Source organism: Arthrobacter melezitosi, assembly GCF_054511055.1.
Map to the genome: position 1 here is coordinate 108,163 of NZ_JBTNDJ010000005.1, position 18,975 is coordinate 127,137.

The 18,975-nt window shown below is 69.0% G+C and carries 15 protein-coding genes, 1 tRNA gene and 1 other RNA gene; 6 read left to right on the forward strand and 11 right to left on the reverse strand.

The genetic code is table 11. From position 1 onward, the window contains the following. Positions 1–13 precede the first annotated feature (13 nt). From purQ to ACX80W_RS07905, 4 genes are all read right to left on the reverse strand, one after another. Positions 14–802, reverse strand: coding sequence for a phosphoribosylformylglycinamidine synthase subunit PurQ (gene purQ, locus ACX80W_RS07890; RefSeq protein ID WP_459282028.1), 789 nt, complete (start codon positions 800–802; stop codon positions 14–16). Next, positions 799–1,059, reverse strand: a complete 261-nt coding sequence (purS, locus tag ACX80W_RS07895; RefSeq protein ID WP_459282030.1) for a phosphoribosylformylglycinamidine synthase subunit PurS — start codon at positions 1,057–1,059, stop codon at positions 799–801. Before purS ends, purQ begins: the two co-directional genes overlap by 4 nt. A 189-nt stretch (positions 1,060–1,248) precedes the next feature. Then, on the reverse strand, positions 1,249–1,623 hold the full coding sequence (locus tag ACX80W_RS07900) for a subtilase-type protease inhibitor (protein ID WP_459282032.1): 375 nt from the start codon (positions 1,621–1,623) through the stop codon (positions 1,249–1,251). Positions 1,624–1,796: 173 nt separating this feature from the next. Next, entirely contained in the window at positions 1,797–2,720 is a 924-nt protein-coding gene (locus ACX80W_RS07905; protein ID WP_459282034.1) for a 3-methyladenine DNA glycosylase, read from the reverse strand. A gap of 221 nt (positions 2,721–2,941) precedes the next feature. Here ACX80W_RS07905 and ACX80W_RS07910 point away from each other — a divergent pair, with 221 nt between their 5' ends. The 3 genes from ACX80W_RS07910 (at position 2,942) to ACX80W_RS07920 (ending at position 6,714) form a co-directional block, all read left to right on the forward strand. Next, positions 2,942–6,073, forward strand: a complete 3,132-nt coding sequence (locus ACX80W_RS07910; protein ID WP_459282036.1) for a S8 family serine peptidase — start codon at positions 2,942–2,944, stop codon at positions 6,071–6,073. 129 nt (positions 6,074–6,202) lie between these two features. Beyond that, complete coding sequence (locus ACX80W_RS07915; RefSeq protein WP_459282038.1) at positions 6,203–6,415, forward strand: hypothetical protein; 213 nt, start codon at positions 6,203–6,205, stop codon at positions 6,413–6,415. Between the two features lie 59 nt (positions 6,416–6,474). Beyond that, complete coding sequence (locus tag ACX80W_RS07920) at positions 6,475–6,714, forward strand: hypothetical protein (protein ID WP_459282040.1); 240 nt, start codon at positions 6,475–6,477, stop codon at positions 6,712–6,714. Positions 6,715–6,744: 30 nt separating this feature from the next. Here the strand turns inward: ACX80W_RS07920 and ACX80W_RS07925 are convergent, their stop codons facing one another. Continuing rightward, positions 6,745–8,031: an aspartate kinase gene (locus ACX80W_RS07925; RefSeq protein WP_459282042.1), complete on the reverse strand. Its 1,287-nt coding sequence runs from the start codon at positions 8,029–8,031 to the stop codon at positions 6,745–6,747. 215 nt (positions 8,032–8,246) lie between these two features. Between ACX80W_RS07925 and ACX80W_RS07930 the strand changes: the two genes are divergently transcribed. Further along, positions 8,247–9,179 carry an ABC transporter ATP-binding protein gene (locus ACX80W_RS07930; RefSeq protein WP_459282044.1) on the forward strand — a complete coding sequence of 311 codons (933 nt, stop codon included), beginning with the start codon at positions 8,247–8,249 and terminating at the stop codon, positions 9,177–9,179. Continuing rightward, positions 9,176–10,309 carry an ABC transporter permease gene (locus ACX80W_RS07935; RefSeq protein WP_459282046.1) on the forward strand — a complete coding sequence of 378 codons (1,134 nt, stop codon included), beginning with the start codon at positions 9,176–9,178 and terminating at the stop codon, positions 10,307–10,309. The genes ACX80W_RS07930 and ACX80W_RS07935 overlap by 4 nt, the downstream gene beginning before the upstream one ends. Before the next feature lie 88 nt (positions 10,310–10,397). Here ACX80W_RS07935 and recR read toward each other — a convergent pair whose 3' ends face one another. The 5 genes from recR to ACX80W_RS07960 form a co-directional block, all read right to left on the reverse strand. Further along, positions 10,398–10,994 carry a recombination mediator RecR gene (gene recR, locus ACX80W_RS07940; RefSeq protein ID WP_459282048.1) on the reverse strand — a complete coding sequence of 199 codons (597 nt, stop codon included), beginning with the start codon at positions 10,992–10,994 and terminating at the stop codon, positions 10,398–10,400. Between the two features lie 80 nt (positions 10,995–11,074). Then, positions 11,075–14,869 carry a DNA polymerase III subunit gamma and tau gene (locus tag ACX80W_RS07945; protein WP_459282050.1) on the reverse strand — a complete coding sequence of 1,265 codons (3,795 nt, stop codon included), beginning with the start codon at positions 14,867–14,869 and terminating at the stop codon, positions 11,075–11,077. Positions 14,870–14,878: 9 nt separating this feature from the next. Next, positions 14,879–15,811: a tRNA glutamyl-Q(34) synthetase GluQRS gene (gene gluQRS, locus ACX80W_RS07950; protein WP_459282052.1), complete on the reverse strand. Its 933-nt coding sequence runs from the start codon at positions 15,809–15,811 to the stop codon at positions 14,879–14,881. A 58-nt stretch (positions 15,812–15,869) separates the two neighbouring features. Continuing rightward, an RNA gene (gene ffs, locus ACX80W_RS07955) (signal recognition particle sRNA small type) lies at positions 15,870–15,965 on the reverse strand. Positions 15,966–16,180: 215 nt separating this feature from the next. After that, positions 16,181–17,608, reverse strand: a complete 1,428-nt coding sequence (locus tag ACX80W_RS07960; RefSeq protein WP_459282054.1) for an HNH endonuclease — start codon at positions 17,606–17,608, stop codon at positions 16,181–16,183. 97 nt (positions 17,609–17,705) lie between these two features. Here ACX80W_RS07960 and ACX80W_RS07965 point away from each other — a divergent pair. Further along, positions 17,706–17,790, forward strand: a tRNA-Ser gene (locus tag ACX80W_RS07965). A 156-nt stretch (positions 17,791–17,946) separates the two neighbouring features. Here ACX80W_RS07965 and ACX80W_RS07970 read toward each other — a convergent pair. Beyond that, positions 17,947–18,867, reverse strand: coding sequence for an oxygenase MpaB family protein (locus tag ACX80W_RS07970; protein WP_459282056.1), 921 nt, complete (start codon positions 18,865–18,867; stop codon positions 17,947–17,949). Between the last annotated feature and the right edge of the window lie 108 nt (positions 18,868–18,975).

Genomic DNA, 18,975 nt, shown 5'->3' on the forward strand with positions numbered 1-18,975 from the left:
TCTCTGCAGTCACTTAGCCAACCAGTTTCTTGAGTACCGAGGTGAAGATGCCGAGGCCGTCGGTGCCGCCGCGCAGCTCCACCTCGCCGCGGGCGGAGGAGTCGGGGCCGAAGCCGGGCTCGACGGCGTGTTCGGGGTGCGGCATGAGGCCGACGACGTTGCCCGCGGCGTTGGAGATCCCGGCGATGTCGCGGCGGGAGCCGTTCGGGTTGCCTCCGACATAGCGGAACACCACGCGGCCCTCGCCTTCGAGCTCATCGAGGGTGCGCTCGTCGGCGACGAACTGTCCGTCCTGGTTCTTCAGCGGCACCACGATCTCCTCGCCGGCCGTGTAGTCGGCGGTCCAGGGGGTGTCGGCGTTTTCGACGCGCAGCCGCTGGTCCCGGCACAGGAAGTGGAGGGAGTTGTTCTTGATCATGGAGCCCGGCAGGAGGTGGGCTTCGGTGAGGATCTGGAAGCCGTTGCAGATGCCGAGGACCGGAAGCGCGCCCGCTCCGCCGCCGGCCGCCGCGGTGATCTGCTCCATCAGGGGCGCGAAGCGCGAGATGGCGCCGGCCCGCAGGTAGTCACCGTAGGAGAAACCGCCGGGAATGATCACTGCATCGACGCCGCGCAGGTCGGAGTCGCCGTGCCACAGTGGGATGGCGGTGCCGCCGGCGAGGCGCACCGCCCGCATCGCGTCCCGGTCGTCGAGGGTGCCGGGGAAGGTGACCACGCCGACGCGCACGCCGGCCAGGGCGCCCTCGTTCGAAGGGGTGGGGAACGGCTGGAAATCGCCGATCAGGGGGGTTTCGACGCTCACTCGGCGTCCTCCGGGATGACCTCCACGCGGGTCACATCTTCGATCACCGGGTTGGAGAGCAGGGTGGCGGCCGCGTTGCGGGCCTGCTCGAGCACCTCGGGGGTGACCTCGCCATCGACTGTGAGTTCGAACCGCTTGCCCTGGCGGACACCGGCGAAGCCGGTGAGGCCGAGCCGGGGCAGGGCCCCCGCAATGGCCTTGCCCTGCGGGTCGAGGATTTCGGGTTTGGGCATGACGTCAACAACGATCCGGGGCATCCGGCAACTCCTGTGAGTGAAGCGGCAAGTGCTGGGGGTGCCAGCATTAAATGCAGGGGCCCGGAAGTGCCGTCTCACGCCGGGCGGACCAAAGATCGGTCGACATGTCGGCGCTCCGCGAGCTTGCCCGTCCAGTCTACCGGCCCCGCGTGCCCGGCCCGAACCGGGCGCGGTCCGGTCCGGTGGCGGCTAGAACTCGCCGCCGGTGCCGAGGATGTCCCGCACGGCGTCCCAGCGGGAGATTTCACAGCCGTTGGTGCGGGCGAAGCGCGCCCTGATGGTTTCGCCGTTCACGGTGCCCGTGATGGAGGCGGTCTGCGGCCCGCCGTAGATGTCGGTGCACACGATGTTCCGGTCGGGGCGGGCCGTGAAGAATTTCGTCCCGAGCCGGTCAACGACGGAACAGGCCGATTCGGCGTTGGGAAGGGAGGTTCCCGGGCCGGGCTTGCCCTCGACGCATTCGAGCACATACTCGACCGGTGCAGCCTCCGGTGAGTCCTGGATGGAGATCAGCAGGCGGGTCCCGCCGGTCTCCGGGGGCGGTGGAGGGGTTTCCGGTGCCATTGTCGGTGTCTCCGTCGGGGTCGGAACAGGGCTTGAGGGGGGCGGGCCGGTCACCGGTGAACTTGGAGCGGGCGAGGTCGGGGCCGGTGGAGCGTCGTCCGTTCCACCGGCGCAGCCGGTCAACACCGCCAGGAGCAGCGCGGCGGATACGGCAGGGAGCCGGGTACGGAACCTCATGGGGTGCCCCCGTCCGGACCGGCGGGATGAGGGGCCTGCAGGGCGCCGATGGCATCCAGGTGCCCGAGGAGCCGTGAGCGCAGCTGCTGGGATTCGAGGGAGAACCGCCGCTGCTCCCGGACGTAGACGGCCCTGCCCTCCGGGGTTTCGATGCGGACCGGGGCATAGCCCCAGCCGCTGAGGTCATACGGCGAGGCCCGCATATCGAGGATCCGGATCCGCCAGCTCAGCTCGAAGCAGTCGAGGACCAGGCTGCTGGGCAGGAGGGGACTGAGCTTGTAGGCCCACTTGTAGAGGTCCATATTGGCGTGCAGGCAGCCGGGCTGTTCAAGGTGACGCTGGTTTTCCCGGGTGGGGCTCAGTTCATTGAGCGGGATGGCCTGCGGGGTGTAGAAGCGGAACGCATCGAAGTGCGAGCACCGGATCCGGGATTCCTCGACGACGGCGTCGGTGCCCTCGGCGCCGAGGCGCAGGCCGAGGTAGTCGTGGCGGATCCCGTTCAGTTCCGACTTGTAGGCCATTGCCCACTCGTGCAGCCCGAAGCAGCCGAACTGCGCCCGGCGCTGCGAGGTTCCGGCCAGGAGGATGCGGACGAAATCCAGGGTCTCGGTGCGCTCGTGCCGGAAGGCATCGACATCCGCCGTGACGGCCCCGCCGGGAAGGGAGGTGTAGTACTTCCAGTTTCGCCGCTCTTCGGCGAGCGGGCCCCGCAGGGCCGTGCCCGCCCCAGGGTGCCAGCGCAGCAACTGGCCCGGCTTGTGGTTGTAGTAGGTGAAGAGGAAGTCTTCGACCGGGTGCTTTTCCCCCGCCGACCGGCGTTGCAGATATGGCCCGGTGAAACGCCGAACCCTCGCCGTATAATTCTCCGCAAGCGGGAGCCACTCCTCCTGCTCGAGGACCGGGGAGGGTGCGGTGCGCATGGTTCCATTATCAACCTCCGCGAGCGCCACGTGCATTCTGTCAAGTCCCGCCGGAAATCCACTTCTTTTTCTACCCAGAAAGTGTTGCCTCGGGTAAATTGATACTGCTGTGGCGTTTGTGACTCTTGTCACAGATGGGGATCCGGTAGCGGAAGCCCACAGCATGAGGGGCATCCGGTTACTCCCGCCGGGCCCGCATTGACTGAAAGGCTCTTCTCCCAATGATCCAACGAGGACAAGCCGGACGGCGGAGCCCGCGGCTCCGCAGCGTCACGGCGATCGCGCTGGGGGTGCCGCTGCTGATGTCGTCCGCGGCGATGACCCCCGCCGTCTTCGCGGCCCAGGTGCCCGCGCAGAATTCAACGCAGCTTTCAGGCGTTTCCCCCGCAAGTTTCGAAGATGGCCGCTACATCGTTGTCCTGAAGGAACATCCCCTGGCGATGTATGAGGGGGGCGCCGACGGGATCCCGGCAACGAAGCCGGGCAAGGGGGAGAAGTTCACCAAGGAGTCACCCAACGCCCGCGCCTACGAGGCCCGGCTGAAGAAGAACCAGAACGACGTTGCGGCAGCCGTCGACGTCGAAGTGGGCAAGTCCTTCACCACCGCCCTCAATGGATTCACCGCCAACCTCACCGGGGAACAGGCGGCGCTGCTCGCCAAGAACCCGAACGTCTACACGGTGGCACCGGACGTGCAGAACAGCCCCGATTACTCGAGCGCCGATTTCCTCGGCCTGACCGGCGGCGACGGCGTCTGGGCCACCCAGCTCGGTGGAGCCGCCAATGCAGGCAAGGGCACTGTCGTGGGGGTCATCGACACCGGGTACCGCCCGGAGAATGCGTTCCTCACCGGCGTCGAGGTCAAGCTGCTGCAGGGCGACCCGGTGGTGGGCGAGCCCTACCTGACCCCCGAGGGCAAGATCGCCATGCTCAAGGCCGACGGCAGCACCTTCCTGGGCGAATGCCAGACCGGCCAGGAGTTCGACGGCAGCGCCTGCAACTCCAAGGTGCTCAGCGCCCGCTACTTCGCCGACGACTTCCTCGGCTCCGTGCCCGAGAAGGACCGTTCGCCCGATGAGCGGATTTCCCCCATCGACATCGACTCCCACGGCACCCACACCGCCTCGACGGCGGCAGGCAACGCCGACGTCGACGTCGCGGTCGATGGACGGAACTTCGGCAAGGGTGCCGGCGTGGCCCCCGCGGCCGCCGTGTCCGTCTACAAGGTCTGCTGGGAGGACAAGGACCCGAACTCGGGCGGCTGCTACAGCTCGGCTTCCGTTGAGGCGATCGAGCAGTCGATCCTGGACGGCGTGGATGTCCTCAACTACTCAATCTCGGGCAATAACAACTCCACCACGGACCCGGTGGCGCTTGCCTTCCTCTCCGCCGCCTCGGCGGGAATTTTCGTCTCCACCTCCGCAGGAAACTCCGGGCCGACCGTCAGCACCGTGAACCACAGCTCGCCCTGGCTCACCACGGTGGCCGCCAGCACGTTCTCCCACGAACTGCAGGGCACCGTCGAACTCTCCGATGGCACCAAGTACCGCGGCACCTCGGTGATGAACCGGGAGGTTCCCCAGACCGCCGTCGTGCTGGCAGCCAAGGCCGCAGCCGCCGGCGCCACGCCAGCCGACGCCGCGCTGTGCAAGCCCGACAGCCTCGACGCCGCCAAGGTGACGGGCAAGATCGTGGTCTGCGACCGCGGCGTCATCGACCGGGTGGCCAAGAGCGCCACGGTCGAAAAGGCCGGCGGCGTGGGCATGATCCTCGTCAACGTGAGCCCCGGGTCCCTCGACCTGGACCTCCACGCGGTACCCACCGTCCACATCGACGACCCCGAGATCAAGGCCAAGCTCGAGGCCAACCCCGCGCTCACCGCGGCGCTGGTCGACCAGGACACAACGGGCCTTCCCACTCCCAAGGACCCGCAGATCGCCGCGTTCTCCTCGCGTGGACCGTCGCTTGCGGTCAACTCGGACTTCCTGAAGCCCGACATCACGGCGCCCGGCGTCAACGTCCTGGCCGGTGTCTCGCCGGTGGGGACGGGGGAGAACTTCGGGTTCCTTTCCGGTACGTCGATGGCTGCCCCGCAGGTCGCCGGACTCGGCGCGCTGATCCTGGCGAAGAACCCGGGCTGGTCCCCGGCGGCCGCGAAGTCGGCGCTGATGACCACCGCCGGTGATGTGCTGACCGAGGAGGGGGCGGCCAACAACGACGTCTTCGCCGTCGGCGCCGGCCACGTGGACCCCGCCGCCATGCTGAGCCCCGGGCTCGTGTATGACGCGGATGCCGCCCACTGGAACGGTTTCCTGCAGAGCCTCGGCGCACCGCTGGGGCTTCGGAAGCCGCAGGTTGTCGGGGCGAAGGACGTCAACGTTCCCTCGATCGCCGTCGGCAAGCTCACCGGGAAGGTCACGGTGACCCGCACTGTGACGGCGACCGCCCCGGGAAGCTACACCGCAGCGGTGGACCTTCCGGGCATCTCCGCGAAGGTGTCCCCGGACCGGCTCGACTTTGCCGCCGCAGGGGAGTCCAAGAGCTTCAAGGTGACCTTCGAAAACAAGTCGGCCGCGCTTGACGCCTTCACGATGGGCTCGCTCACCTGGACCGAAGCGCGGGGTGCGACGGTGACCTCACCGATCGCCGTGCGTCCGGTCACCGCCGTGATGCCCGCCGCCATTTCCTTCACGTCTGCGGCAGGAACCGGAACCGGGACGTTCAACGTCACGGCGGGAACGACAAGCACCGTCGATCTCTCCGTCAAGGGACTGTCCAAGGCCGACCGCACGTCGACCGAGCTGGTGCCGGGTCCGTACAGCGACACCGAGAATGCGAGCAACAGCGTGCGGACGATCGAGGTTCCCGAGGGAACCTCGCTGGCCCGTTTCGCCGTGAACTCGGCGGACCCCGCTGCGGACTTCGACCTGTATGTCACCGACCCGAGGGGGCGCCCGTTCGATGCGGCGACCGCTTCGGCGAGTGAGGCAGTGCTGCTGAACAACCCGGTTCCGGGAACCTACACGGTCGTTGCCAACCTCTACAGCAGCCCGGACAAGCGGCCCACCAAGGCCACCGTTGACGCCGTCGTGCTGGGCGGCGACGAAGGGAACCTCTCGGTCTCCCCGGACCCGATCCAGCTCAAGAACGGCAAGGAGTCGACCGTGACCCTGTCCTGGACCGGCCTTGAGCCCGGCAGCTACGTTGGGCGCGTGTTCTTCGGAGACGCCGGATCGACGGCCGTGAGCCTCGAGGTCGGTGCCAACGGTGCCACCACGGTCACGTCGACCGGCTCCCCGGCGATCATCGACGGAGCTACGGAGGCTCCGGCGGGAGGTTCGACCCTCCGCTGATCCGGCCCTAGAACGGGTTCGACCACCGGCAGGTGGGGTCGGCGGCTTCGGCCGCCGGCACCACCTGTCTTTTTCGTACACCGTCCGTGGGAAAATGGAGGGGACAGCACCAACGAAGGAGGGACGGGCATGTCGAATCGACCCGGCTTCATCGAGCGATTCATGCGGCTGACGGGCCGGACGCGGGCCTTTTTCGGCCCGGCGCAGTCAAGCTCGCTCGACCATCCGATGACCGCCGAAAACCAGGAGCTGCTGAAGCAAAGGCAGTCCGAGGCGGACCAGTGGGAGACGATCACGCGGGCCGACGGCTCGACCTACATCGTTCCCCGCCGTCCGTCCTGACCGGCGCTTTCCGCACGGCCCCGGCGTAAAATGAGGTGTACCTCGAAAGAAGGTGCACCATGGAAAAATCGCCGGAATCATCGAAGTTCCACCGGCCCCGCCGCCCTGGCTACAACCGCCTCGACTCGTTCGTGGGGATGTTCCTCGGCCCGGCCGACCGCAGCGGATTGGGAACACCCGTCGTCCATCGACACGACGCGGCGGAGGATCAGTGTGACAGGGACGTGGCGTCCTTCGAGATCGAAGTGGACTCGGAAGGCCACCACTACGCTGTGCGGCGGCCGACCGACAAGTCCTGAAACGCCCCGGTGCCGCCGGCCCGGGCGGCCCTACCGCCCGGTGCCGGCGTAGACGGTGGCGGTCGCTTCGCCGTCGAGCTCGAAGGCCGCATGGACCGCCCGGACGGCGGTGTCGAGCAGTTCGGCGCTGGTCACGACCGAGATCCGGATCTCCGACGTCGAAATCATGTCGATGTTGACGCCGGCGTCCGAGAGCGCCTTGAAGAACTTGTAGGAAACCCCGGGATTGGAGCGCATGCCGGCGCCGATCAGGGACAGCTTCCCGATCTGTTCGTTGTATTCGACCGACTCGTAGCCGACCCCGGCCTGCGCCTCGCCCAGGGCGGCAAGGGCCTGTGCGCCATCGACGATGGGCAGCGTGAAGGAGATGTCGGTCCGGCCCGATCCGTGGGTCGACACGTTCTGCACGATCATGTCGATGTTCGTGTGCGCGCCGGCGATGATCCCGAAGATCTCCGCAGCCTTGCCGGGGATGTCGGGAACGCCGACGACGGTGACCTTGGCCTCCGAGCGGTCGTGCGCGACGCCTGAGATGATTGGCTGTTCCAAGGGTTCTCCCTCTTGAATCTTGATCTGGTCGTCGGGGCTGGGCAGGACCCAGGTCCCCTCATGGTCGCTGAAGGAGGACCGCACGTGGAGCGGCACCCCGAACCGGCGGGCGTACTCGACGCTGCGCAGGTGCAGGATCTTCGCACCGGAGGCCGCCAGTTCGAGCATTTCCTCGCTGGAGATCGTGTCGATCTTCTGGGCCGACGGCACGACGCGCGGATCGGCGGTGTAGACGCCGTCGACGTCGGTGTAAATCTCGCAGACGTCCGCCTTCAGGGCTGCGGCGAGGGCGACGGCGGTGGTGTCGGAGCCGCCGCGGCCGAGCGTCGTAATGTCGTTGCTGTCACGGCTCATGCCCTGGAAGCCGGCCACGATGGCGATGTCGCCCTTTTCGATGGCGGTGCGGATCCGGTGGGGCGAGACATCGATGATGCGCGCCTTGCCGTGGATGGCGTCGGTGATCATACCTGCCTGGCTGCCCGTGAAGGACTGGGCGGAGGCTCCGAGGCCGTGGATCGCCATGGCAAGCAGGGCCATCGAGATCCTCTCCCCGGCACTCAGGAGCATGTCCATCTCCCGGGGATCGGAGGTCTCCGAGACCTGCGCCGCGAGATCCAGGAGCTCATCCGTGCTGTCGCCCATGGCCGAAACCACTGCGACGACCTGGTTGCCGGCCGCCTGGGACTGCACGAGCCGCCGGGCGACGCGCTTGATTCCCTCGGCGTCCGCTACCGATGACCCACCGAACTTCTGGACTAGAAGGCTCATGCACTCGCTCACTGACATCGTCGGAATCTGCTGCAGTGCGGCGCTTCGGTGCACGGCACAGCGGCCGGGCCGGCCCTCGCCCGCGGAGTGCCACACGCTGCCAGTCTAGCGGCGGGCCGAAGCGGCCCTCCAATTGCATGACCGAATATGGACACCCCGCCAAATAACTCTGCGCACCTCCACCGATCCGGCGCCGGGTGGCATAGGGTCGCGGGATGACCAACGAATTTGGGGGAATCGTTGTCCACGCCGCCGCGCGGAGCTTTGGCTCGGTGCAGGCTGTCCGGCACATCGATTTCGAGGCCCCGCCCGGTGAAGTGACCGCCCTGATCGGACCCAACGGCTCCGGCAAGACAACCCTCCTGCTGATCCTCGCATCGCTCCTCGCTGTCGATGCCGGTTCGGTGCGCGTAGGGGGCATCGACCCGGTCGCCGACCCGCGGGGGGTGCGCAGGCTCGTCGGCTGGATGCCCGACGCCCTTGGCAGATGGGACTCCCTTTCGGCGCTCGAGGTGCTCACCACGACCGGGGCCCTCTATGGGATGGGTGCGGAGGAACGGACGGCCCGTGCCCACGAGTTGCTGGAGACGGTAAGCCTGACCGAGTACACCGACCAGCCGGCGCGGGTGCTTTCCCGCGGCCAGCAGCAGCGGTTGAGCCTTGCCCGCGCCCTGATCCACGACCCGCAGGTGCTCCTGCTGGACGAACCGGCATCGGGCCTCGACCCCGGATCCAGGGTGGACCTGCGGACCCTGCTGAGGACCCTTGCCGCAGCAGGCAAGACGATCGTCGTCTCAAGCCATGTGCTGTCGGAACTCGACGAGATCGCCGACCGCGCCGTCTTCGTCAGCAGGGGCGAGTCAATCCGCAGCCAGACCCTTGACGAGGCCGGAAGCCAGGTGCGGCGGTACAACATCCAGGCCGAACCGATGGAAGCCCTCGCCGCGGAGCTCTCAGCCCACGGGATGCGGTTCGAGGAACGTGGGGACTCCCGGCGCCTCGAATACCAGGTGATGCTCGACAGCACCGAGCAGGCCGCGTGGCTCCTACGCACCCTCGTCCTGGCCGGCGTCGCCGTCACCGCCTTCGCGCCCGCCGGCGGCGCCCTCGAAGAAACCTACATGAGCCTGGATACGGACAGACGATGAGCGTTAACATTCAGCAGCCGCCGCACGTGGCGGACAAACGGTCCCTTTCCACCCGGTCCGCCGTCGGGACGGTGTTTTGGCTTGAGATGCGCCAGCGGCTCCGCGGCCGGGCCTGGTACATCATGCTCGCGGTCTGGTTCGTGGTGATCGGGGCGGTCTTCCTGCTCGCCACCGCCACCATGGGAACCTACTCGGGCATTGGGGCGGTGCTCTTCGACCTTGTTGTCGGTTTCGTGCTGTTCTTCGGCCTGCTGGTGGCGCCGGGGCTGTCGGCGAATGCCGTCAACGGTGACCGCGCCGCGGGGACCCTGGCCATTCTGCAGGTGACCCTGCTGACCCCGGGGCAGCTGCTGGCCGGCAAGTGGCTTGCGTCCTGGGTCGCCTCCCTCGCCTTCCTGGTGCTCAGCGCCCCCTTCATCTTCTGGGCGCTGGCCCTGGGCGGGGTGCACGCCTCCGAGGCATTCGTCTCGCTGGGCATGCTCGCGCTGGAGTTGGGCGTTGTCTGCGCGATCGGCGTCGGCGTCTCATCGATCGCGAACCGCCCGCTGTTCTCGATCGTCGCCACCTACATGCTCGTGGCGATGCTGACGCTGGGCACACTCATCACCTTCGGACTGAGCACGGCGCTCGTCTTGGAGGAGACCGAGGTGACGACGTCCTACAACACCTACCCCGCGCCGGTCGAAAGCCCGGATTCCCAGGCGCCCGCTCCGCAGCCCGGCGATTCCGAATGCGTCACCGAGACCTTCCGGCAGCCCGTGCCGCACACCGAGCGGATCACGTGGATCCTTGCGGCGAATCCCTTCGTGGTGGTGGCCGACGCGGCTCCCTATTCGCGCAGCACCCCTGAACCCGGAATGCCCGGGGACATCGGAGCCAACCCGAACTACCGGCCTCCGGGGGTCATGGAGGGCATCAGCCAGCAGGTCCGAAGCTTCCAGGCGGGCCCGGATCTCAACGTCACCTGCGAAGAGTCGCAGGGCGCGGCCCGCGACCTCGACGACAAGTTCCCGATCTGGCCCCTCGGGCTCCTGCTCCAGTTCCTACTGGCCGGTGGCCTGCTTCTCCTTGGATACCGGCGGCTCAGGACGCCGGCGGGGAGGCTGGCGCAGGGCACCCGGATCGCCTAACGCGGGTGGCGTGGGGTGCCCGGCGGGGAGGCTGGCGCAGGGCACCCGGATCACCCGGCGGTCCGGGCCGGCCCGTGCGCCGGAACCGCTAGGACATGGAGCGGCGGCCCTCGAAGGCGCGGCCGAGGGTCACCTCGTCCGCGTACTCGAGGTCGCCGCCGACCGGCAGGCCGGAGGCGAGCCGGGTCACCGGGATGCCGATGGTCTTGAGCATCCGCACGAGGTAGGTCGCCGTCGCCTCCCCCTCGAGGTTGGGGTCGGTGGCGATGATGATTTCCTTGATCTGCTCATCGGAGAGCCTGTTGAGGAGCTCCCGGATGCGCAACTGGTCCGGCCCTACCCCGGCGATGGGATTGATGGCGCCGCCGAGCACGTGGTAGCGGCCGCGGAAGGAGCGGGTGCGCTCAACCGCAATCACGTCCTTGGACTCTTCGACGACACAGATCATCGTTGGGTCGCGGCGGGTGTCCCTGCAGATACCGCAGGTCTCCTGCTCGGCGACATTGCCGCAGATCGCGCAGAACTTCACGCGCTCCTTGACGGTGGTGATGGCCTTGACGAGCCGTTCCATGTCTTCGCTGTCCGCCTCGAGGATGTGGAAGGCGAGCCGCTGAGCGGACTTCGGCCCAACCCCGGGTAGGCGTCCGAGCTCGTCGATAAGCTCCTGAACCGCGCCTTCGTACACGTGACCTTCTTCATTGTTGGATCTTGCTCGTGGGGGAATGCGCCTTCGGTACGCCCGGGACCGGACGGGAGGACCGTCCGTTACTGGGCGTCGATCCTGCGTTCCTCGACAAGCCGGCCGTTGAGGATCCGTTCGATGGCCGACCGTCCGACGAGGCCGGTCTCTTCGATCGTCTCATCATCGGCGCTGGGAACATCCTCGACGTACTTCAAGTCTACGGTTCCCGGCCGGGCCGCGGCTTCCTCCGCCCGCTTGCGTGCCGCCTCGTCCAGCAGCCGTTGGTAGCGGCTGACGGGCTTGGACGACGGTGCGGGCGTGCCGGCAGAAGAACGGGCGTCAGGGGCGGCCTGGACACGAGCCTGGGCCGCGGGTTGGCCCTGGACCGGAGCAGGAGCTTGCGCTTGGACCGGAGCCGGAGCCGGGGGTCGGGCCTGGACCGGAGCCGGAGCCTGCGCTTGGACCGGAGTCTGGGCCTGGGAAGGACGCGGTGCCTGAAGCTGAGGCTCGCCCTGGGCAGGTCCCTGCCAGCCCGAGGGTGCCTGGGATTGGCCCCGGGCCGGCGGCTGCACCGGCGTCTGCGGCCGCGTTGCAGCAGGCGGCTTGGTCCCGGGTGCGTGGGGCTGCACCGGTGCCCGGCGGACTGCTCCTGGTTCGTGTGGCATGGACGGCGCGGCGGAGGCACCGCTGCGGCCGTTGGATCCGGGGCCCGGATCGTAGGCGTCCTCGGGGGGCTCGACCAGAGCCCAGGAGTCGTCTTCGGGATCAGGGTTGTGCCAGTACGGCTCCGGTTCAGGGCGCGGCGACGCTGGGGCGTTGTCGTGCCGCCCAGCCCGTGGCGCAGATGGCGCGCTGGACACCGGGTTCTCCTGCGGATCGGCAGTCCGACCCGCGGGCGTTCCTCCCGGGGTGGCAGCGGAAAACGTGCGGTTGCCGACTGGGCCCGCCTGGGCTCCGGTGGACGGGCGTGAATCCCGTGCAGGTTCTCCTCCGGGCAGGGTCGGACCTGATGCGGCCGGGTGGCCGCTGGTACCGGGTGCACCGGCGGCGGGGCCACCGGCCGGACCGCTGCGGCCCGGACCGGCGCCGGCGGGCCGACCGGTTGCTGCTCCGCCAGGCGCAGGGGCAGGCGTGGCGGGGGGCGTACCCGCGCCAGGGGCGGGAGCCAACGCATGGTGCAGGGGTTCCGGCCGCGCTTTGAGCTGGGCGTCCGGCCCCGCTTGGAGCTGCGTGTCCGGCCCCGCCTGGGGCTGGGCGTGTGGCCGCGTTTGGAGCTGCGTGTCCGGCCCCGCCTGTGACTGGGTGTGCGGCTGCTCTTGGAGCTGGGTGTCCGGTCGGTTGGGCACGGTCGGCTGGCCCGGCTGAGGGGCTATCGGCCGCGTCGCATTGGTCGCTGGCGCAGCCGGTGCCACCTGTGCAGTCGGTGCGGGTCCCGCGTACTCCGGAGCTCCGGAGTGCGCGGCGGACTGCACAGTGGGCTGCGGTTCCGGCCGGCCGGCCATTCCCCCCGATCGCCCTGGAGGGGTTGCCGGACCGGCGGAATTACCTGCCGGTGCTGTCGCTCCACCCGGCGCGCTTGGTCCTGCCGGTGCAGTGGGTGCGGGCGGCCCTGCCTCGGGCCGGGGTTCCGGGTCGGGAGTGCCCTTAGCCGGCGTTGGCCGGCTGGCCGGTACTTTTGGGTCCGACTCACCCCGCCCCGGTCCGTCGAGGATGGCCTCGATCATGCAGTCGAGCCCCAGGACCTTCTGGATGGCCTGGCGCACGTTGTCCATGTGGGGTCCGCGCTGGAAGGCAATGGCGTTGCCCGGTGTGGTGAAGGCGAGGACGAGCTTGTTGCCCTCCATCGCGCGGGGTTTGGCATCGACATTCACATTGAGCCAGGTGATCCGCTTGATCTTCGCGAGCTCGTCCATGATTTCCGGCCAGGCGCGGCGGACCATCTCGATCTGCCCCGAACCACCCGCGGCGGGAGCTTCGGCCGGGACGGCCTGCACCGGTTCGTCCGGTCGACCGGCCGTTGCCCCGGCGCCTTGACCAGCCGCGCCTTGACCATCGGCGGGGGTCCGGGCGGGGGAGGAAGGTCCTGCCGGGGTGTGGCTTGCAGCGGGACGCTCCGGCGCGGGAGCGGCCGGAGGTTCCGCGGGAGCGGCCGGTGCCGGTGCTGGTGGTTCACTTCCCCAGCTGTTACCCCAGTCGGCCGATGCGGCGGCCGGTGCTGGCGTGGCGGCCGGTGCTGGCGTGGCGGCGGGCTCGGCGCCGGAGGGTGCCCTGTCGGGTGCGCCTGCGCCTGTGGATGCGGATGCGGCTCCGGTGCCCGGGCCACGCCGGGCATCGGGTACGCCTGTCGAGCCTGCGGGAGATGCGGCCCCCCGCGTTGCCGCCTGCGGGTCTGCGTCCGCCGTCGCCGTGCCGGCATCTGGGCTCCCGAACGTGGGAGCACCGGACTCAGGAGCACCGGACTCGGGAGCGCCGGACCCGGGAGCACCGGTCGTCTGCTCGCCGGTCGACGAGGCGTTGGGGACGCCCGACGCTGCGGCAGCGACGCCGCCCGTTTGGGCTGCGGTCTGCGGCGGCCTCCCGGCGGTCACCGGCGGCGTACCGGCGGCCGCGGCGCCCTGTGCGGGACCGGAGGAGGACTCGACTGCCCCGGGGCGGGATGGAGCCTGACCGGCTCCACGCGCAGGTGCGGTCGCCGCCGGAGGCGTCTCCGTTCCCGCATACGCCAGCCGCCGTTCGATCCGGTCAACGCGGGCAAGCGTTCCACGCACCGACTCATCCGCCGCGGGCAGCAGGATCCGCGCACACAGCAGCTCAAGATGCAGCCGCGGCGAGGTGGCCCCGGTCATCTCGGTCAACGCGGTGTTGGTGATGTCGGCGGCCCGCGACAGCTCACCTGCGCCGAGCTGGTTCGCCTGGGTCCGCATGCGGTGCAGCTGGTCCTCGGGAATGCCCCGCAGCACCGAGGCGGCCCCCTCCGGGACGGCGTTGATGACGATCAGGTCGCGGAAGCGCTCGAGCAGGTCCTCGACGAACCGCCGTGGGTCGTGCCCGGTCTGGATCACCCGGTCAACCGCCGTGAATACCGTCGCGGCGTCACCGGCGGCGACGGCGTCGACGACGTCGTCGAGCAGGGTGGCGTGGGTGTAGCCGAGCAGGGAAACGGCAAGTTCGTAGTCGACGCCGGACTCGCCGGCACCCGCCATCAGCTGGTCCAGGACCGACAGGGAGTCGCGCACCGATCCGCCGCCTGCCCGCACGACCAGGGAGAGCACACCCGGGGCGACGGGCACGTTCTCCTGCCGGCAGAGCACGTCGAGGTAGGCCATGAGGGGTTCCTGCGGCACCAGCCGGAAGGGGTAGTGATGGGTCCGCGAGCGGATCGTCCCGATCACCTTGTCCGGTTCGGTCGTGGCGAAGATGAAGAGGATATGTTCGGGTGGCTCTTCGACGATCTTGAGCAGGGCGTTGAAGCCGGCCGAGGTCACCATGTGGGCTTCGTCGATGATGAAGATCTTGTAGCGGTCGCGCACGGGTGCGAAGGTGGCGCGCTCGCGGAGGTCGCGGGCATCGTCGACGCCGCCGTGGCTCGCAGCGTCGATCTCGATGACGTCGAGGCTCCCGGAGCCGTTGCGGGCCAGCTCGACGCAGCTGTCGCACACACCGCACGGCGTCGGCGTCGGGCCCTGGGCACAGTTCAGGCAGCGGGCGAGGATGCGCGCCGAAGTGGTCTTACCGCAGCCGCGGGGGCCGGAGAACAGGTAGGCGTGGTTGACCCGACCCTTTTCGATGGCGGCCATCAGCGGATCGGTGACGTGCTCCTGGCCGATCACGTCCGCGAAGGTCTCGGGGCGGTACCGACGGTAAAGGGCTGTGCTCACAGATGAACCTTATCGGTTGGGGGTGACGGAACGCATTCCGGTGGAGGAGAAGAGGGGAGGGTCCACGATCCAGGGATTGCGGGGGATGCGGTCCGGGTCAAAGTCGCGGAGGACGGCGGTCAGCGGACCGGCCGGCAGGCCCAGGGATTCCAGGATGCCGGCGCGGACGACCTCGACCGGCAGGCCCTCGGCCGCCAGCGCTTCGAGGGTCACCGATCCGTCGCGCTTGGCCAGTCTGCGGCCCTCCTTGCTCAGGGCAAGCGGCACGTGGGCATACTGCGGCACCGGGAGGCCGAGCAGTCCGGCGAGGTAGGCCTGCCGTGGAGCCGAGCTGAGGAGATCCTCGCCGCGCACCACCTGATCGATGCCCTGGGCGCCGTCATCGACGACGACCGCGAGGTTGTAGGCGGGCACGCCGTCATTGCGACGGACAACGAAGTCATCGACGGGGCCGGTGTACCGGCCGTGCAGCCGGTCCTCGACCGGATACGTCCCGACGTCGGCCCGCAGCCGGAGCGCGGGCGGCCGCTCCCGGCGGCGGACCTCCCGTTCGGCGTCGGTAAGGTTGCGGCAGGTTCCGGGGTAGACGCCCGGGAGGGCGTGGGGAGCGGCGGCGGCCTCCGCGATGTCGCGCCGGGTGCAGAAACATTCATAGAGCAGGCCCGCCTGGGACAGGACAGCGAGGCTCTCCTCGTACCGCTGCAGGTGCTCGCTCTGGCGGATCGGTGGCAGGTCCCAATCGAGGCCCAGTGCTGAAAGTTCGCTGATCTGGGCCGCCTCGGCGCCGGCCCGGACCGTGTCGAGGTCCTCGATGCGGAGCAGGAAGCGGCGTCCCGTGGAGCGGGCGAAAAGCCAGGCGAGGATCGCCGTCCTCAGGTTGCCCAGGTGCAACTCGCCGGAAGGGCTCGGGGCGAAGCGGCCCGCGCCGGGTGTCGTCTCCATGGTTTCACTCCCTCGCCGCGTGTCCTCGAAAGGGTCGGTTGATGCGGCCGGCGGTTAAAGTAAAGACCCCCCATGCACCTGCCAGAGCCCGCTTACCCTTGCTACCTTCCGGTCCTGGGGGAGTTCACAGGATGACACCACATGAGGGGCCGGGAAATAGTCTACAGGAACTTGGGGACTGCTCCTGAGCCCGCGCGCCGGTGCCGGTCGGACCGCCATCCGGCACGCGGAGGGAGCACGGTGCCTATGCGGGGACAGCGAAAGCGTCCGTGCAGCCCGAGCATCGAGCGGTCCCCAGCATCATCGAGCAGCCCCCAGCATTCAGCCCGGCGCACAGCACCCGTTCCTCAGCGTCCGTCGAGCACCAACCTAGAAAGGCGGCGGATCCTCGGCCGGCGGCGATCGCCATGCGCGCCCGGGTGGCCGCCCCGGTGTCCGCGGGCCGCCCGCATCGGACGGCACCGCGGCAGGGGGATCCTCCGGGCGGGTCGAGTAGTTCCTTCCGGTTGGCGACGTCCAAGCGAGCACCCCGCCCGGAAGCTGCCGCACCGACCACCCGGCCTCATGCTTCATCCGGTGGTGCTTAGGGCAGAGGCACGCGAGATTCTCCGGCCGGGTGCTCCCGCCGTCCTCCCAGGGGACCGTATGGTCGAGGTCGGCGGTGCCGGCGGACCGGCTGCACCGCGGGTACCTGCAGGTCTTGTCCCGGACGCGCAGGTAGGTCCTCAGGTCCTTCGGCACCCGATAGCGGCGGCGGCCGACGTCGAGCACCGCCGAGTCGATCGGATCGGTGAGCAGCCGCATCAGGCCCGGCGCATTCGCCGCGAGCTGCCGGGCGACGCCGGCCGGGATTGGGCCGTAACCCTCAAGGTCGCCCGGGCTTTCGCTTTCACCGAGCAGGGACAGCACCGGAACCGTCACGAGCACCTGGGGCCGGATGCCCCGGAGGGTTCCTGGTTCCTGGAGCGACGGGTCGTCCTGAATCACCAGGCCCGCAAGGGCATCAGCGCGCAGCTGGGCCAGGGTCCGTGTCTCTGCCGGGCCCTGTGCTGCGCGGGCTGCCCGGGTGAGCCGGTCGAACATGGCCACGGCGTTCTCGGCACCCAGGAAGGCCCCAAGGTAGGCCATGCCGTCCGCGGCGGGCTCGAGCCAGACGGCGCGGTCCGCCTCGGCCCTGGTGCGCCGCTCCGCAGCCGCCCCAGGGCAGATCTTCTCCCGCAGCCTGCGTGCCTTGACCGCGAGCTGCGAACGCGTCAGGTCCGGAGCCGCCTGAAGCAGGGAGTCCTCATAGCTGGCCCGCTCCTCCGCGGAAACCCCTGTGCTTTCCCGGAGAACCACCTGCGCGTGCTGGTAATGGATCGCCCCCGAACGCAGCGCCTCAAGCGTGGGCGCGAATTCCTCGACCAGGGCGGTCGACTCAGCGAGGAGGCCTCCGGCAGTGCCTTCGGGGATCTTGAGGACACAGGCAGTCTCACTCACGGCATTCATTGCCGCCAGCCGACGTTCGTTCCCCGAGCGCTTGTCCTCGGCCATTGAGGTACCGATGCGGTGGACGATCCGCGTCTTCTGCGACGCGAGCCACCTCTCCAGCCGCGCGACCTTCGCGAGGGTGTCCACGGCTCCGGCCGCATTCAAGCGGGCAATAGCGGCAGGATCCAGCGCTGTCAGCTCCTGCGCAAGCCACAGCGGATCGTCATCGAGGAATGCCAAGAGGCCGTTCTCGAACACCGATCCCGGCTGCGCGCCCCCGGGACCGAATGCTTCGTCGGTCTGGGTATCCGGTGCTGGCTGGACCATGGTCATAGTCCATCACCTCCCTCTGACAAAACAGGCCGGAGGGCGCCGATTCGGAACATCACCCATGTTTGGGTATTCTGGTATCTGCTCCAAACTAGGAGGATTCGCCTAGCGGCCTATGGCGCACGCCTGGAACGCGTGTTGGGTTAACGCCCTCGGGGGTTCAAATCCCCCATCCTCCGCAGAAAGAAAGCCCCGGCCCTCAACGGCCGGGGCTTTTTTCATGCCACTCCAAACAGGTGGGCGTCCCGCATGGGGCTTCCAGGGCCGTCAGGCTGGTCGACGCCCGGATCTGCTGGCACCAATTCGGCGATCTGCCGCCGCGCGGTCGGGGGCCGTCAGGCGGCCCGACGCCCCAAGGACCGGACCCGGGCGATCCGCCGCCGCGCCGCGGCTTCGCTGGGGCCCTGGGCCCCGAGTCCCAGGCGCACAACCCTCAGCACAACATGGGTTGCCGCTCGAATCGGCAGCGGAACCGGCCCAAGGGAAGGCGCCCGCAGCCCGAGCATCTCCCGGTGGCGCGGCTCGAGGGTGGCGACTGCCGCTGCGAAGAGCACCCGGTAGCCCAACCGCTGCGAGGCCGGCAGAGGAGGGTGCCTCAGGTGCACCAGGGTCTCCTGGACCTGGTCGCTGTCGGTGAGGTCCGGGTCGAAGGCCGCAAGCTGTGCAGCGAGCTCCGCCTCCGAACGCGGCGGTGAGTCGACCCCCATGAGTTCTCCGGCCCGGGCCCATTCCGCGACGTACTGGTCGGAGCCGCCCGGGATCGGCGGCCCGTAGGCCTTGTGCGCCGCGAGGAAGGCGTCGGTGAAGGCGAGGTGGACCCAGCGGACGAGCGCAGGGTCGGCGGCAGAGTACTCCCGGGTGGTGCCGCGGCTGTCGACGTAGGTGCCCCGCACCCGCTGGTGCAGCCGCTGAACGAACGACGACGCATCCTGTGCGGTGCGCTCGGACCCGTACGTGACGGTGAAGATCCACCGGATCGTGTTGGCAAGACGTCCGAGTGGGTCCTCGCGAAATGAGGAGTGCGCATGGACTCCCGCCATGGCGCCGGGATGGAGGGCCTGGAGGAGCAGTGCGCGGACCCCGGCAACCAGCGGAGTCATCGAGCCGTGCACGGCCCAGACTGCTGAGCCGGGAACGAAGTATCCGACGTCGTCGCCCTGTTCGAGGTCCAGCTGCCATTGCGGAATGGCCGGGTCACCGGCGGTGAACGTGGAGCGCAGCTGGGCACGCCATGACGCAACGAGGTTCAGCAACATAGGTCTCCCCGGGAAAGCCGGTGCGGGCAGCATCCCGCCTGACCTGTTCCACGAAGGCCGCGGCTGGGGAGTTCCCGGCTTGGAGAGCAATCCGGACGGCGCCCGGGA